Source organism: Geovibrio sp. ADMFC3 (genome assembly GCF_054687035.1).
In genome coordinates this window covers 1,464,010-1,479,422 of sequence record NZ_BAAFZG010000002.1, presented here as the reverse complement: position 1 = coordinate 1,479,422, position 15,413 = coordinate 1,464,010, and the positions used below count along the sequence as shown (strand labels likewise).

At 45.9% G+C, this 15,413-nt stretch carries 16 protein-coding genes; 5 read left to right on the top strand and 11 right to left on the bottom strand.

The features are described 5' to 3' along the window. Positions 1 to 16: 16 nt before the first annotated feature. Genes ACYRYY_RS07400 through ACYRYY_RS07380 form a run of 5 tightly spaced genes read left to right on the top strand, consistent with a single transcriptional unit; the run spans position 17 to position 3,580 of the window. The gene (locus tag ACYRYY_RS07400; RefSeq protein WP_460214970.1) at positions 17 to 1,393 is read left to right on the top strand and encodes a DUF4139 domain-containing protein; all 1,377 of its coding nucleotides are present in this window, start codon (positions 17 to 19) and stop codon (positions 1,391 to 1,393) included. Further along, positions 1,394 to 2,428 (top strand): GTPase ObgE, encoded by a 1,035-nt coding sequence (gene obgE / locus ACYRYY_RS07395; protein WP_460214969.1) that lies wholly within the window; start codon positions 1,394 to 1,396, stop codon positions 2,426 to 2,428. Next, positions 2,397 to 2,837, top strand: coding sequence for a DciA family protein (locus ACYRYY_RS07390; RefSeq protein ID WP_460214968.1), 441 nt, complete (start codon positions 2,397 to 2,399; stop codon positions 2,835 to 2,837). Before obgE ends, ACYRYY_RS07390 begins: the two co-directional genes overlap by 32 nt. A 50-nt stretch (positions 2,838 to 2,887) precedes the next feature. Further along, complete coding sequence (gene def, locus ACYRYY_RS07385) at positions 2,888 to 3,415, top strand: peptide deformylase (RefSeq protein ID WP_460214967.1); 528 nt, start codon at positions 2,888 to 2,890, stop codon at positions 3,413 to 3,415. A gap of 27 nt (positions 3,416 to 3,442) precedes the next feature. Further along, complete coding sequence (locus tag ACYRYY_RS07380; protein ID WP_460214966.1) at positions 3,443 to 3,580, top strand: CcmD family protein; 138 nt, start codon at positions 3,443 to 3,445, stop codon at positions 3,578 to 3,580. Positions 3,581 to 3,677: 97 nt separating this feature from the next. On the opposite strand, the gene csrA is transcribed toward ACYRYY_RS07380, so the two are convergent. The 11 genes from csrA to flgG form a co-directional block, all read right to left on the bottom strand. Beyond that, positions 3,678 to 3,908 (bottom strand): carbon storage regulator CsrA, encoded by a 231-nt coding sequence (gene csrA, locus ACYRYY_RS07375; RefSeq protein WP_460214965.1) that lies wholly within the window; start codon positions 3,906 to 3,908, stop codon positions 3,678 to 3,680. Further along, the gene (gene fliW / locus ACYRYY_RS07370; protein ID WP_460214964.1) at positions 3,908 to 4,387 is read right to left on the bottom strand and encodes a flagellar assembly protein FliW; all 480 of its coding nucleotides are present in this window, start codon (positions 4,385 to 4,387) and stop codon (positions 3,908 to 3,910) included. The genes csrA and fliW overlap by 1 nt, the downstream gene beginning before the upstream one ends. 17 nt (positions 4,388 to 4,404) lie before the next feature. After that, positions 4,405 to 8,619, bottom strand: coding sequence for a flagellin (locus ACYRYY_RS07365; protein WP_460214963.1), 4,215 nt, complete (start codon positions 8,617 to 8,619; stop codon positions 4,405 to 4,407). Positions 8,620 to 8,628: 9 nt separating this feature from the next. Next, the gene (gene flgK / locus ACYRYY_RS07360) at positions 8,629 to 10,386 is read right to left on the bottom strand and encodes a flagellar hook-associated protein FlgK (RefSeq protein ID WP_460214962.1); all 1,758 of its coding nucleotides are present in this window, start codon (positions 10,384 to 10,386) and stop codon (positions 8,629 to 8,631) included. A 9-nt stretch (positions 10,387 to 10,395) separates the two neighbouring features. Then, positions 10,396 to 10,875, bottom strand: coding sequence for a flagella synthesis protein FlgN (locus ACYRYY_RS07355; RefSeq protein WP_460214961.1), 480 nt, complete (start codon positions 10,873 to 10,875; stop codon positions 10,396 to 10,398). A 47-nt stretch (positions 10,876 to 10,922) separates the two neighbouring features. Next, on the bottom strand, positions 10,923 to 11,219 hold the full coding sequence (gene flgM / locus ACYRYY_RS07350) for a flagellar biosynthesis anti-sigma factor FlgM (RefSeq protein WP_460214960.1): 297 nt from the start codon (positions 11,217 to 11,219) through the stop codon (positions 10,923 to 10,925). Between the two features lie 111 nt (positions 11,220 to 11,330). Beyond that, positions 11,331 to 11,735: a rod-binding protein gene (locus ACYRYY_RS07345; protein WP_460214959.1), complete on the bottom strand. Its 405-nt coding sequence runs from the start codon at positions 11,733 to 11,735 to the stop codon at positions 11,331 to 11,333. Next, positions 11,735 to 12,820: a flagellar basal body P-ring protein FlgI gene (locus ACYRYY_RS07340; RefSeq protein WP_460214958.1), complete on the bottom strand. Its 1,086-nt coding sequence runs from the start codon at positions 12,818 to 12,820 to the stop codon at positions 11,735 to 11,737. Before ACYRYY_RS07340 ends, ACYRYY_RS07345 begins: the two co-directional genes overlap by 1 nt. 11 nt (positions 12,821 to 12,831) lie before the next feature. After that, the gene (locus tag ACYRYY_RS07335; RefSeq protein WP_460214957.1) at positions 12,832 to 13,566 is read right to left on the bottom strand and encodes a flagellar basal body L-ring protein FlgH; all 735 of its coding nucleotides are present in this window, start codon (positions 13,564 to 13,566) and stop codon (positions 12,832 to 12,834) included. Positions 13,567 to 13,731: 165 nt separating this feature from the next. After that, complete coding sequence (gene flgA, locus ACYRYY_RS07330) at positions 13,732 to 14,598, bottom strand: flagellar basal body P-ring formation chaperone FlgA (RefSeq protein WP_460214956.1); 867 nt, start codon at positions 14,596 to 14,598, stop codon at positions 13,732 to 13,734. A 15-nt stretch (positions 14,599 to 14,613) separates the two neighbouring features. After that, positions 14,614 to 15,402: a flagellar basal-body rod protein FlgG gene (gene flgG, locus ACYRYY_RS07325; RefSeq protein WP_460214955.1), complete on the bottom strand. Its 789-nt coding sequence runs from the start codon at positions 15,400 to 15,402 to the stop codon at positions 14,614 to 14,616. Positions 15,403 to 15,413: the final 11 nt, after the last annotated feature.

Sequence of the window (15,413 nt, the reverse complement as noted above, 5' to 3'; positions counted from 1 at the left end):
TAAGGAGAAAGCTGATATGAAACCTGTAATAGCAACTCTTGTTTTCCTGATGTGTGCCGGAGCATTCGCATCGGATTTTTATCTTTATAGAGATAAAGCAGAATACCGCACTGGCAGCACTGGCGGCGTACTTGGTTATTCCGAAACGTTGAAGGCTTACTGCGGCGAAAGTGAGATACTGACCGCTCCCTCAAATGCACCCGTTAAGGGAACGTGGCTGGGCGCAATAGATGGTGAGATCACAAAGAACGAATCAGCTTACGAATCGGCCGAAAAGAGAAAGCAGGTTGCTGAGTTCATGCTCGGCAGTCTGGGTGAGGTTTCTTACGATAAGCTTGCTGACGGCAAGATCCGCAAATATGTAACAGGACTTTTTGAAGAGATTTCCAAAGCCGAAGCCGATATGAAAAAAGCAAATGAAGGTATTGAGATTCTCAAGGCTCTCTTTGCGAAAGGAACTGACGGAAGATATGCAGTGCGTGCGGATTCATCCTGCGCTGACTTAAGGCTGGTGCTTGATAAAATAACCGCAGACTATGAAAATGTTCTTCGCATTAACGGCAATTCAGCTAAAACCGAACTGGTACTGAAGGCTGTGAACAGAAGCGGGGTGGATATTGATGCGTCAAACGCCTATCTTCTGCCGTCATATCTGAATGCACCGATAAATATTCCACAGTTTGATTCATGGTATGTTCGTCCGTTTGAGCCTGTAGTTCTTTCCAGAACTATGAAGACCAACGCCGCTCCGCTCATGACCGAGGCTGCGGATTTTGACGCTTCGGAAGTTACGAGAGAAGCGCCTTCGCAGTTCAGGGTAACAAACTTCAAGCTCGCCTCAAGCGGGCAGGAGACACGATTTGTCCTTGACTCCGCAGATGTGGATACTGAAAGCAGGCTTGCCGTGTACCCTTTCAGAAGTCCGGTTGTTTACAGGGAGACAGTTTTTACCCCCAAGTCTGAGGTTTACGGCAATAAATGGCGTGTAATCAAAGACAGGGAAAACTTTGACAATGTTTACTCAACTGTTGAAAACGGCAAAATACGCCTTGCAGCAGGTACAGACAAGGATATATCTGTTAAAAGAAGTGATCTGCCCCTCACAAGGGAGTCAGACGGCTTTTTCGGCACCAAGAAGAGAATGAAAAGAGGTTACACCATTGAGGTGTCAAACCTTTCCGGAGTTTCAAAAAAACTCAGCATAACCGACCGTGTGCCCGTGGCTGCGGATGACAGAATAAGCATAGAAAATGCGGCAGTGAACGGAAAGAAACTTTCCCCCTCAAAGGACGGAAAGCTTGAAATAATAACCGAAATCGCCGCAGGCGGAACGGTAAAGTATGAAGTGACCTTTGAACTGGTCGCTGATAAAGACATGGATGTGGTATTTTAAATGAAATTTGTCGATTCACTTATTATAGATGTTGAAGGCGGAACGGGCGGCAACGGATGCTGCAGCTTCCGCCGTGAGGCATATGTGCCCAGAGGCGGTCCCAACGGCGGAAACGGCGGAAACGGCGGGAGTGTTATCCTTGAAGGGGATGACTCCAAGACGACTCTGCTGGATCTCACCTACAATGCGATTTATAAAGGCAAGCGTGGTATTCACGGCAAAGGAAGCGACCTTCAGGGAAGACGGGGGGAAGATATCCTTCTTAAAGTTCCTGTGGGGACAATGGTCTATGATGTAGAAACCGAAGAGCTTGTTGCAGATATTACAAAAAATGGCGAGCAGGTTGTGGTTGCGGCCGGCGGCAGGGGCGGAAGGGGCAATGCCTCATTTGTTTCCTCCACTCACCGTGCGCCCAGAGAGTTTACAAACGGAGTTCCCGGAGAGAAAAAGCGTCTTCGCCTTGAGCTTAAGCTCATAGCAGATGTGGGCATTATAGGTATGCCCAACGCCGGCAAATCTACATTTATATCCGCAGTTTCTGCTGCAAAACCAAAGGTTGCGGATTATCCGTTTACCACCCTTGTCCCTCACCTTGGGGTTGTCAGGGGCGAGCTTGGGGATGCTTTTGTTCTGGCTGATATGCCGGGGCTTGTGGAAGGGGCTCACGAAGGGATAGGACTTGGAACACGCTTTCTCCGCCATATAGAAAGAACAAGGGTTCTGGTTCACTTTGTGGACTCTTCGGATTACGACAGCAGCATGATAGAACGCTATAAAATGATCAGAAACGAGCTTGAGAAATACGGAACAGACGTTTCGGAAAAGGCTGAGCTTGTTGCCGCAACAAAAACCGATGCGGCTGTGCCTGAAAATCTTGCAGAGTTTGAGGAATTTATACAGAAAGAAGGGAAACCTTTTTTTAAGATATGCTCACTCACCAAGGACGGCGTAAAAGACCTCCTGAACGCAGCGGAGAAAGTTCTCGCCGAAACGGAAAAAGCGAATGAAGAAGATCTCGGAGATTCTGAACAGTAAAATCACAGGCGAGGCGAGAGAGTTTTCTTCCCTTGCCCGTACGTGGCATCACGCAGTGGGTGACACTGTGGCGGGTGTTGCTATGCCGATAAAGATTGACGGCACATGTCTTATTGTCGGTGTGGGCGATAACATGTGGCTGAGTGAACTTGTCCATATGAAGGATGAGATAATGGAAAACCTTGCTGATAAAGGGCTTAAGGTAGATGATGTCCGCTTTGTTTACAGGCAGGCGGCAAAAAAGAAAATCAGACCGCCCTTCCAGCCCAGAACAATCACAGAAAAAGAAGAGCGCACAGTGAGAAACATGTGCCGCGTGATCAAGGACGAGACCCTCAGAAGCAGTGCTGAGAAGGCTATGCGTGCTTATTTCGGAAAATATTCATATGATGATTTCATAGGGCGTTGAAAATTCGGAGTAAATCTATTATTTTATCCTTTACATAGGAGACGAAAACAGTGATTCTTGATATAAAAACCTTTCCCGATGAAGTGTTGAGAAAGAAAAACGAGCCTGTAAAGGTGGTTGACGATTCGGTGAGAAAGCTTCTTGACGATATGGTTGACACCATGCGCAGTGCCAAGGGGGTCGGTCTTGCCGCACCTCAGGTGGGCGTTAACAAACGGGTTATAATTGTTGATATAAGTGCGGGTGAAAATCCTGATTCTCTGCTTAGGATAATCAATCCGGAAATTCTGGAACTTTCCGGCGAGCCGGACGTCAATGAAGAAGGATGCTTAAGTGTTCCCGGCGAATATGAAGTGGTGGCAAGACCCTCAAAGGCTGTGATAAAGTATCTGAAAGAGGACGGAAGTGAGGAAATAATTCAGGCTGAAGGATTTCTCGCAAGGGCTCTTCAGCACGAGATAGACCACCTTAACGGAGTTCTTTTCATAGACAGACTTTCCATGAGCAAGAGAGAGACTGTTAAAAAACGCATACGCAAACGGATCAGCATAGGCGATTACATCGCCGGAAGAGGCTGACAGACAAAGATTTAAAAGGAGATTAATATGCAGGATTTCTGGTATATAGTTGGAGCATACTCTATCATATGGTTACTTCTCGGCGGATACATGCTGGGGCTTGGTTCAAAAATTTCCGAGCTTAACAGAAGAATTGACGCTGTAGAGGCTGATAAGGAAAGATAGAAAAGGCACCCTGCGTGCAGCAACCCCGCATATGGGGTTGCGTCTGGTGCGGGAACACATGTAAAAAACTGCGTTATGCAGCTTTTTACAATATAAATCAGGTTCCCTGGTTCTTAAAGAAATCCACAAGAGATACAAGGTTTTCCTTTGTGGCTGCCTGAATATTTTCATCCTTTATAGCCTCAAAAATCTCCTTGCGGTGGACACTTACATCTCTGGGGGCATCAATTCCGAGCTTAACGCTCTTGCCCGCCACCTCCACTATGCGGATCTCGATATTCTCACCAATAATTATACTTTCATTTGTCTTTCTGGAGAGTACAAGCATCACTTATCCTTGGCGGCAAAAAGCGGAGCTTTTATCATCCACCTGTCATCTTCAAGTATAACCTGTTTCGCCAGTTTTTTCTCCGGATTTAAAAGAATAGGCGCACGCAGATTTACTGTCGCATTTTTCGGATCTTCGGGAACAACCACAATTGCGGCAAGCTTAAGATCCTCTTCTTTTTCTATGCCAAGAATCTTAAGCTCACGTTTATTGATTTTCGGGTCATAATTCGGATGAAAGATCTTCGGCTCAATGAGTATGAAGCATACATCAGGGTCTTGTGTTGCCTGAAACCAAATAAACGGGAATGATTTATCACCTGAGATCAGGAGAAAGTCGCTGAGTTCGGGAAACCCGAGCAGCGGAGCAGACAGAGTGATTATATCATTCTCCGTATATTCAATCGGACCCAGTTTGGTTGAGGACATTTTTATTTTTTCCATTGAAACCTCTGTGTTTTCTGCAAGGTTTGATTTCATTGCTTTTTACTCCTTACCTACGAAAGAAAGTTAAGAAGCGAGAGATTCATAATCTTCGCTGTCGCCTGAAGCGCACTCTGGTAAGCCTGCAAAGCAAGCTGGTACGAAGTGATAGCCGCACTCTGATCTGTTGCAGATGCCCCAAGGTATTCCGCCTTGATACTTTCATTAGTGGTACTCATCACTGTGTAATAGTTGATGGAGGTTTCCACTCTGTTCTCTCTGGTGCCTACGGTTGTAAGAGAGTTGACTATCTGTGTTTCAGCCTGTTCGAGAACGGGCAGCTCGTACTCTATACCTGAACCAACGGCAGTGGTGAATGAATCTGTGGAGTAAAGGTAGCCTGCATCAAAACCTCCGTAAACGCCGTCAGCCACATGGTATGTTTCATTGGCGGTGTCTACGGTGTACATGGCTATCAGTTCTCCGTCAGTTCCTGTAACTTTTATCTGAGCCTCGGTACCTGCTTTCTGGAAACCGAGTGTGCCTGTGTAATCGCCGGAAACATGGAAACTGCTTAATGCGGTGTCATCATAAACGAAAGAAAGATTTCCTCCGTCAACTATTTCCGCATTTATTATTCCTCCCAGCCCGGCATCCGTGAGTTTAGAGTTTACCTCATTCATTAATTCGTCCACGGATTCATAATCTTTAGCTTCAATTGTTATTGAGGCTCTTTTGGCTGTTCCGTCATTGTACATGAAGCTTATTGTTCTTTCTCCGGTGGATTTATCCTTGAGAAGGAGTGCAGGCTGATTGGCCGCAGTTACACTGTTCTCGGAAGCAGTCTGATAAAAGCCAAGCACGGAAGTTGTCTCATTCGGATCTGCACTGAGAGCCGTATTACCTGAAACTGAGAGATGTGTGAGTGTACCTGATGCGTTAAATACAAGGCTTCCGCTGCTGTCAGCCGTGACTGTTACGCCTGCCGGCAAACCGACTGCTGCTGCCGTAAGGGCAGCGGGATCAGCATATGTGCCTGTGGGATCCGGAGGGAAGGTAACCTGTGTTGTGGTCCATGTATCTGTTGCGGTGTCATAGTATGTGAGATCAAGCACCTTGTTTGAGGAGAAGGAAAGCGGAGCAGCACTCTGACCTTTTGTGGGGCTGTTTGCCTGAAAGAAGGTCATTCTTGTACCTTCATTGTTAGCATTCATGCTTATTTCCTGAGTTCCGGAACCGGAGAATATTTCAAGCTTTCCATTATTGTTGTACGCACGAACCCCAAGTCCTGCAAGTTCAGGGTCGGTGGAGATCATATCATTGATTGAGTCAATTATAAGGCTATCTGGATCGAAAGATTCAAACCCTAAAGCTCCGTTCTTATCCCCTGAGACATAAAGGCTGCTCACAGTACCGCCTGCGCTGAATCCTATTGTTCCGTCAGGATTGGCGTTTGCTGTGATACCGGCAGGGAGTGTGGGATCAGAGTTGATTGCAGTGACAATATCCCCCACACTGGCGTAAGTTCCCGCAGGAACACTTATGGAGCTTTCAGTCCATACTCCGCCGTCCTGATAATAGAATGTGAGGTTTGAACCTTCGGTAAAGTTTAACCTTGCAGGTTCTGCTCCTGTAGTGGGGTTCTCTACGGAAGAAAAGATATTGTCACGATCTATAAAAAAGTTTCTGGTGAAAATGTTATTGCCGTCTCTGACAACTATATCGAAGTCGATATCGCTGTTTGCGGTGTATTTTACCTCAGAGGTGACACTCTTAAGCTCAGACTGAATGTACATTTCACTTAAGTTATTGGTGGTAAGTATTTCAAAATTGAAGAGATCGTTGTAATTACCTCTGAATGTACCGTCAAAATAAGGCGTGGCGGTTGAGTTCAGAGACGTGTCGCTCCATGCGCTGGGCGCTCCTATGCCCTGTTCGGGTATATTGAGATTGAGGGCGTTGTAAAGGTTGGTAAGAGAGCGGAAAGTATCCACATTCTTGCCTTCCTCTATTACGTTAATGTCGCCGAAACTGACATTTGAAGAGGCGTTAAGATCAAGAGTGAAGCTGGTGGAGTTTGTAACCTGACCGAGGGAAATTTTTACCCCTTTGGTTATCTCAATCTCCTGTCCGTAGTAGGCGTCCTGCCTTAAAGTCTGCGTGGATATTCTGTTCCCTGCGGAGTCACGGACGCTGACTACAATTTTGTCATAATCTGACGGATCGCTGGGGTCTGCTGCCTGCATTACCACATTGAATGACCATTTATCGTCCTTTGTTCCTGTGTATTTGCCGCTGACTTTAACTGACTGCTCAATCATGGAGTAGCCTATGCCTGTATTCTCTTCATTTATATTGAAAGTAAGTTTGCTGTTTCCGCTTCTGATATCCTGAACAACCAGTTTGCCGTCAACCAGTGAAGCGTCAACTGCGTTATCATAAAGGTCTTCAACAAATGTAAGGAAATCACCGAGTCTTTTTTCTGTTGCGGTGGGGTAGTCGGAGTTTCTGGGTGTAGATGTCAGGTAGTTGTTCACTCCGTCTGCCGTTGTAACTTTGGATGAAAGGAAAGTGTCATCGCCGTAATTTACATTATGCAGTTTGAGAGTGAGATCATACATGTCCGCAGTGGGAGTTGATTCCACCTCTGCTGTTACGGTAAAGGCAAAGCCGCTGTCCTTGAGGGTTTGGTTTATTGTGTTCTGTATGTCTTCCGCTGTGTCTCCGGCGTTAACCGTAAAACTCATGGCTGTGCCGTTTACATAAAATGTATTTGTGCCCACAGGGAAATTTGCTCTGTTGTCGTTTCCGCCTGAAAGGCTTTCATTTTTATATTCTATTACAACCGGCTGGTCAAAGCCGCTGTAGCCTATCTCAAATACAGTATCCTTACCTGTTGCTGAATATGTAAAGTCTGTTGTTGACGAAGGAGTGGGATCAGGGAAACCAAGCTTATTGTTCACTGTCCCTTTGAGGTCAAGCTGAACATGATCTCCGCTTCTGTTGGTGATGAACATAACTCTGTCGCCGTCGTTTACAGCCTGAATTTCATCAGCAAGACCTTCATTTTCAAGCTTTCTGTTAAGCTCAAAGATCACATCGTCTATATCGCTGTATCCTTTCTGATCCAGAGTGATTTTAAATTCTTCGTCGGCGTATTTCAGGGTTACTGTTCTTTCCGATTCGGTAGCCGTTGACATGTCAAGGGTGACTGCTGAAGGTGCCGTAAGTTTAGCTATACCTATTTTGTAGCCGTTGTGGTCTGTACCGTTTACGGTTATACCGTCAGCCAGAGCGGCGTTGGCTGCGTCAAGGGCGGAAAAATAAGTGGTGGATGTTGCGTAGAGACCGTTTGTCTTATTGGTTACAGTTCCACGGAGTGTTTTATAGGTAGCCATGAATATTTCCTGCCCCGAAAGGTTTATATCCACATCCTGACTGTAGCCTATTTTTGTTGTGATTATACCGTCATCTCCGTAGTAACTTACGTTATCTCCGGGTTTGTAGTAGAAACTGGTGGTGAGGCTTCGCCCTTCCATGTCTGTATCGGGAAGCTTGATCCCTGCTCCTGTACCTGTATTAATTACCATACCCTTGGTGTAGGCAGTTGTAAGGGTATATGAAGTATTGTTGCCTTTTGCCGCTGTTTCATCAGTACCGTTGGTGTCTATGAGGATTTTGTTGTTGTTTTTGTCAAAAAGCTGAACTGTTGCTATTCCATTGGTTACAGTAACTTTCGCAGTGTAAGAGCCTTCGGTGAGTTCAGGCATGTCGTTATACTGTTTCTGAACCATGGCATCAGCGCCAGATATGCTGGATGTTACAGAGCTGACCTGCCTTTCCTGAGTCTGAAATGGCTTTGTCTGTGTTTCAAAACCGGCGAAAAGGTAACGTCCGTTGTAGTATGCGTTGCCGGAGTTAAGAAGACCTTCGATAATTCCTTTAACATCTCCGGCGAGAGCCTTACGGCTTTCAGCACTCTGGCTGTCGTTCATGCCGTATATGGCGTATTCATTCAGCGCCTTGCTTATAAGATCTGAAGCGGACTGAAGCTCGTTATCCGCATTTTTAAGCCATGTTTGCGCACTTTCCGCATTTCTTTTGAACTGCGCTGATTCGTCAAGCATAGTCTGAATGGTGAGAGCGGAGATATAGCTCACCGGGTCCTGCTCCGGAGTGAGAAGGTTACGTCCTTTTGTCACTGCGGAGAGGCTGTTTGATACCGAGTTAAGGTTGTTCTGGATACCCGTAAGATATCTCATTGTCATATAATTTTGTGTAACTCTCATATCTTCACCTTATCTGCCCACAAGCCCTGTACCGTTAATCAGCTTATCGATCATGCTGTCAACAGTGGTTATGAATCTTGCGCTGGCTTCGTATGAACGTTGAAATCTCATGAGGTTGGTGAGTTCCTCATCCATTGAAACACCCTGTATTTCTTCCATTTTCAGTTCAAGTTCGCTTAAGGAATATTTTACCGTGGTTACAAATGTATCCACCTGCTGCTTTTCGGCAGCTATGCCTGTTACGAAATAGCTGTAAAAGCCGTCTATGGTTATGCCTTGATTCTCAAAAACTTTTTCATATTTCAAACCTGCTATGTCTCTTGCCACGGTGTTGTCACCGTCAGCATCGCTTTTGCCTGTTGCAATATAAAGGTTGTTTTCCTGTATCTGAGTTGAAAGCTGTATATCGCCTGCTCCGGTTCCTGAGAAAAATGAGTTAAGCCCGGCGGCAACGAGGAAGTTTGAGGTATCTTCCGTAAAGGCAAAGGTATAGCCGGCTTCTGTGGATATCTTTATTGTGTTGTCCAGGGATACGTTTGCCTGAAGCTTGCCGCCTGCCATATCGCCGTCAGCGGCGGATATTTTCTGTATGATACTGTTAAGGTTGTCCTTACTGGGGTCAATATCTATGTCATAGGTTCCGGCGACATTGTCTTCGGAATCATAAACTGTTACTCTAAGTGTTCCTTTCGTAATTTCAGCAGTCGGGAATGCTCCTGCAGTCTCAGCGAACACAAAAGATGTATTCGGCACTCCGTTATTTGATGTTATTTGGGTAAACCTGCTTGTACCCTGACCGAGGGAGTGTATCCGGTTTGTCTCGTTTATGAGGGTGACGGCGAGTTCATCAAGCTGGGACATATAACCTGTGAGTATTTCGTCTCTGGCAGCAAGTTCCGCTCCCATTGCACCGCCGGTGATGTACTGGGTAAGGTCGGTCTGACCTTTAGTGTCGTTGGCTGTGCCCCATGTTATATTATAATACCCATCTTCATTCTCGCTGTTTTCGGCAAAGAGCTTGTAATTCACTTTGTCATCTACAAGTGCGCTTCCGCCGAGGTAGACAGTTACCTGACCGTTGGACTTTTCGTTTACAGTCACATTAGCAAGTTCGGAAAGCCTTGATAGTATCTGATCTCTCTGGTCTCTGTAATCGTTTGCAGTGTTGCCGAGTGCCTCAACCTTTGCTATTTCACCGTTAATTTTTGCCAGAGATTCTGTGAGCTGGTTTATTTCAGTTACATAGGTGCCTAGGTTGTAGTCAGCTTCTTCCCTGAATTTTTCAAGCTGATTATAGTTGCTCTGTATCTTCTGGGTCAGAGTATTAGTCACTTCCACCAGAGAGACTCTGTGCGCCATGGCTTCTGCAGCCTGATCTGTTGATGTTTTGGCAAGGTCTTCCCATGCTGCGAAATAGTCACGGAGTGATTCGCCCAGACCGGAACCCTTTTCAAGCTCGTTAAAATAGACCGTTACTTTTGAGAGAGTAGTCTGAACAGACGAATAGTAGCTTAACTGAGACTGATTATTGCGTATACTTTCAGCTAATATCTCATCGTAGACCCTTGAGATGGAAGTGACTTGAACACCACGTCCGTAGACCTGCGCTCCGGAGATATTAGGTGTCTGGGTCGTAAGGCTCACAACCTGTCTTGAGTAGCCGTTGGTATTGACATTTGCGATGTTGTGACCGGTGACGTCAATACCGGCCTGTGATGCCATAAGCCCTGAAATACCGCTGTTGAATATGCCGAAAATATTGGACATGACGCCCTCCTATCCTCTTTTGTCAAGCAGGGAGTTCACGCCTCTGGTCTTTGCCTGCGCTCCGTATGTGCTGCCGGCTGTGATGCCCAGTTTGTCGAAGAAATCGTTTACGAGGCTTATGTTTGTTCTGTAAAGAATTTTGAGGGCGAGGTTCTCGTCATTAAGCCTGTGCATCACCAGTTTCAGGTCTGCTTTGACCTGATTGAATTCCTGCCTAAGATTATCCTCGTCCATGAGGTCTATTATTTCTAACAGAGATATTTCATCTCTGCCTTCATCCATGCTGATTTTTTTGATAATTGTGCGTCTTGCTTCCTCAAGGAGCTTTTCTTTGTACACAAGGGTATCCTTGCGCTTGGTAAGCTCCAGCGTATCGTCAACGTTCCATCTTGCCACTGCTTCTTTTTCCAGTGCCATAACGGACGCAAGCTCAGAGTAAAGCTCGCACTGAGATTTCATTATATCAAGAAGGTTTCTGAATCTGTCCATCTCTTGCCTCCATATGCGAAGGTTCGAGACGCGTGTGAAAGGGCTTTTTAGAAAATGTCGTCTATAGCAGCATTGACAACTTTTTCCGCAACCTGCTTTCCGGAAACCTCATAGGTTCCGTTTTCGATTTTGCTGCGGATTTCGTTTACAAGGTCAATGCGTATGTCTGAAGCTGCTTTAAGCTTTTTGGATATGGAAACCGCTTCTTTAGCACCGGAGGATAAGGAGACACTGTCGGTTCCTGCAGACTTTTTCGCTGTGGAAGATTCACTCTTCTTAGCTTTTGCCTGTTCTGACTGTTCAGTTTTTTTCAGCGTAAGGCTGATCTTGTCTTCAATCCTCATCTTAATGCTCCTCCGATGACTTATATATCGGCAGATTACATCCCAACTTTAGCAGTATTTGCCTTTTGTTTCCACTGAAACTTGCCTTTCGCGCGTTCTCGTTCGCAAATATTAAATAGCAACGTTTATGCCATTACTTTTTTTGTTGTCGATCAGCGTGTTTACTGCGTTATAGGGATTTTTGAGATCTGTTTTCTTTTCCCCGTGGTAATTGTTTCCCTGATCTGATCCGGGAAGATATTTCTTCATCTGGTTAAAAAGCATGTCTCCTATGCCGTTTTCAGCTTCGGCTGCAGCTTTTTTTGACATCTCCGTATCGAGCATCTCTGTGAAGAATTTCTCTCCGGCATTTTTCTTTATCAGTCCGCCGTCTGTTGTGGCTTTTCTCATACATTTGTAGATCATGTCATAGAACATCGCTTCAAAGTCCTGACATGCTTCTTTCAGTCTTTTTTCCTGATTTTTTGTGGTGAAGCCGTCAAAGCTCTGAGCTTCTCTTACACTGGGTGCAGACATTACATCACCTCAAGTTCGCCGTGCAGCGCACCGGCAGAGTTTATTGCCTGAAGAACAGATATGAGATCTCTGGGGGTAACGCCTATGGAGTTCAGGGCCTTTACAAGGTCGCTTATGCTTATGCCTTCGGGCACAACCATCAGCTTGTTGGGTTCTTCCTGAACCTGAATATTTGTTGTCTCTGTCCTTGTTTCCTCAAAGGGGTTGAAGAGGTTGCGCTCCGTATCCACCGTGCTGCTTATGGTTATGGTAAGGTTTCCGTGCGATACAGCCACGGTACTCAGCCGGACATCAGCACCCATCACAATTGTTCCGGTGCGTTCATCAACCACAACTTTTGCTTTGCCCGCAGGCTCAACAGGTACACTCAGAACTGAATCCATGAAGTCATAAAAATTGGTGCGGAAAACATCCGGTATATCAACCTTGATGCTTGTGGGTGAAGTGATGGATGCAACGTCAGAGCCTATATAGGCGTTAATGGCGTCTTTTGATCTGACTACATTTGTCATATTGTATGTGTTGAAGGCTATTTCAAAATAGTTAGTGTTCATCTGAAAGTCAATTTCTCGCTCAACAAGCCCGCCGTTGGGTATCATCCCCACTGTCGGGTGGTTTTTGACTGCGCCCGCACCGCCGGAGGACACATTCATTCCGCCGACAGAAATAGGACCCTGCGCAACGGCGTAGGTCTGCCCGTTTGCCGCAGAGAGCGGAGTCATAAGCAGTGTGCCACCTTCAAGGCTTTTTGCATCGCCGATGGAGGAGACTACAACATCTGTTTTACTGCCGTTCTTGGCAAATGCGGGAAGCTTTGCCGTAACCATTACGGCGGCAACGTTTTTCACTTTAACATCGTCTTTATTGACTGTGATGCCCATTCTTTCAAGCATGTTTACAAGAGACTGTATGGTGAACTCCGTTCCGGTTTTGTCACCCGTTCCGTTGAGTCCGACAACAAGGCCGTAACCTATAAGCTGGTTATCTCTGATTCCTTTAACATTAACAAGGTCACGTATTTTGACATTAGCGGAAGCCTGAATGCTTATAAGAAACAGGAGCAGGAATACTGCAGTTTTTTTCATTATATCAGCTCCTAGAACGGCCATACCCAGCTAAGGACATTGCCCAGCCAGCCTTTTTTATTTGAGTCGGAAAGAATTCCCTTGCCGCTGTAAGAAATTCTGGCATCTGCTATGGCAGTGGAGGGAACAGTGTTTTCTGCACTTATATCTTTCTGTCTTATTATTCCGGTGAGTTTAATTATCTGTTTTTCCTGATCCACTATGATTTCACGGTTGCCTTCGATAACAAGGTTTCCGCTGGGGAGAACTTCTATAACTCTTGCGGCGATGGTTGCACTGACTGTGTCTGATTTACTTTTGCTGCCGTTGCCTGCAAATGATTCAGATGTTGTTGTTCCGATTGCGGGGTTGAATTCATTTCCTGTTCCGAGGAAATTGTTCATACCGAAATTGAGCGGAAGACCCAGAGCTGCTGTGACTGATGAGTTGTTACTGCCTGCTTTGCTTGTCTGGGTGGAGTTTGAGTTGCTTGCGGAGGATGATTCAACTATGTTGACAACAATGAGATCGCCGATCTGGCGTGCTTTATAATCCAGAAACAGTGTTCCTCTTACACCGGAATCTGCCCAGAGAGATGCAGTGGGTACTTTTTCCCTTTGCTGCATTCCGTAGCGTTCCAGATCGTCTTTATAGCTTGGTGCGTACGCTTCCGGTTCAAAGTCGTACTGCTTGGCACAGCCGCTGAATATGACAAGGGCAGTTAAAACAATTCCTGCCGTGAAAAATTTTCTCGCAAACTTCTTCATGAAACACCTCGAATCAGGATTCAATAATGTATTAGAAAGAAACGTGCCAAATGTGTGATTTTCTTTACTGACAGATGTTTGGTTTAATTGATATGCTTACGGAGGAATATATTTCCTAGCTGAACCGCATGAGCAGAAGGATCTTTGTCAGAAGACGGCTGCGTGTCAGAAGTTGACCACAGCCGTTCTGCCACCCTGATACTTTGCAGTGACAATTTTGCCGGAGTCCGCATTTTTAACCTTTATTATGCTGCCGGAGAAGGCATTTTCCTGCAGTATTCCCCGTGCTTCAAGGTGCAGTCCGCTGCCGTTGTACACAAGCCTTACTGCTGCTCCTTCGGGAAGATCCGGCTGTTCGGAAACATATTCACTTGTGAGGGGAACCCCTGCGCCAAGACCTCTGACCGCAATGAGCCCTTCAGGATTTGTGATGGGTTCGCCTCTGAGCCTTGAAAGGTCAACTTTTTCAACCTTGATATTATTTGCGATCAGGTCTCCTTTCCGGATTCTGTCTGTGGTGACAAAAACTTCAATAAACCCTTTCACATAAACAGTAAAGCCCACCTCTTTGAAGCCGTTGTTAAGTCTGCCGTACATACCGCCTATTCTGGGGTTTGATATATCGATTGAGAATCTGCCGCTGTCATCGGTGTAGATATCACTCTGGATACGTATTTTTTCTATCTGAATCTCGGCGTTGGGGTATATCTGCGAGAGTCTGTCATATATTTTCGCTTCGATCTCGCTCATCTGTATCTTTTTGCCCCTGCGGTTGAAGTATGCTTCTCCGGGGGCGGCTTTGATGTTGTATTTATTGATGATATGAGTGGCAAGCTGTACACTGAGCTTTCTTGTTTCACCATAGTCAAGCCCGCAGAAAACCTGATCCTTTATGCCTATTCCGGGGAAGACATCCTCAACTGTCACACATTCATTTTCGATAGTAATGACATTTGCCGCATAAGCGGAAAAAGATGCCGCAGTTATTATCAGGAAGAACAGTGAAAAAAGAGCAGTTTTCATGGCTTTCATATCATACTCCGTTTATTAGCGTTTAAGGTTGTTTACTATCTGGAGCATATCATCTCCGGTCTGCACCGCTTTTGAGTTGATTTCATATGCTCTTTGCCCTGTGATCATCGCAACCATTTCCTCAACAAGGTTCACGTTGCTCATCTCAAGAATGTTCTGTGCAAGAACACCGAAGCCTTCCTCTCCGGGAACACCCACCTGCGGATCACCGCTGGCACCTGTTACTGTGTAGAGGTTTTTGCCCATTGCATGAAGCCCTGACGGGTTGATGAAACGAGCAAGTTCTATGGCGCCTATTTCTGTTGGTTCTTCATCCCCCGGCAGAACAACACTGACTGTGCCGTCTTCTGCGAAGGAGATTTCTGTTGCATCTTCCGGAATAACTATGGCCGGTTCAATAAGGTATCCGTTCGGGGTCGTGAGGTTTCCGTTGCCGTCAACCTGAAAGGCTCCCGCACGGGTATATGCTATGTTTCCATCGGGAAGGGCAATCTGAAAATAACCGTCGCCTTCTATCGCAACGTCATAATTATTTCCGGTGTATTGGAATGAGCCCGAGGAGTGTATTTTTTGTATAGCAGTGACTTTTGTGCCTAAACCTATTTCAATACCAGTGGGATGTTCCAGCCCTGCGGCAGTTATTGCGCCGGCACGTCTGACCTCCTGATACATCAGGTCGTCAAACAGAACTCTGGATTTTCTGAAACCCACGTTGTTGACGTTGGAAAGGTTGTTTGCAATGGTATCCACATTTGTCTGCTGCGCCGTCATGCCTGTGGCGGCTGTCCAGAGAGTCCGCATCATGTTATATGCTC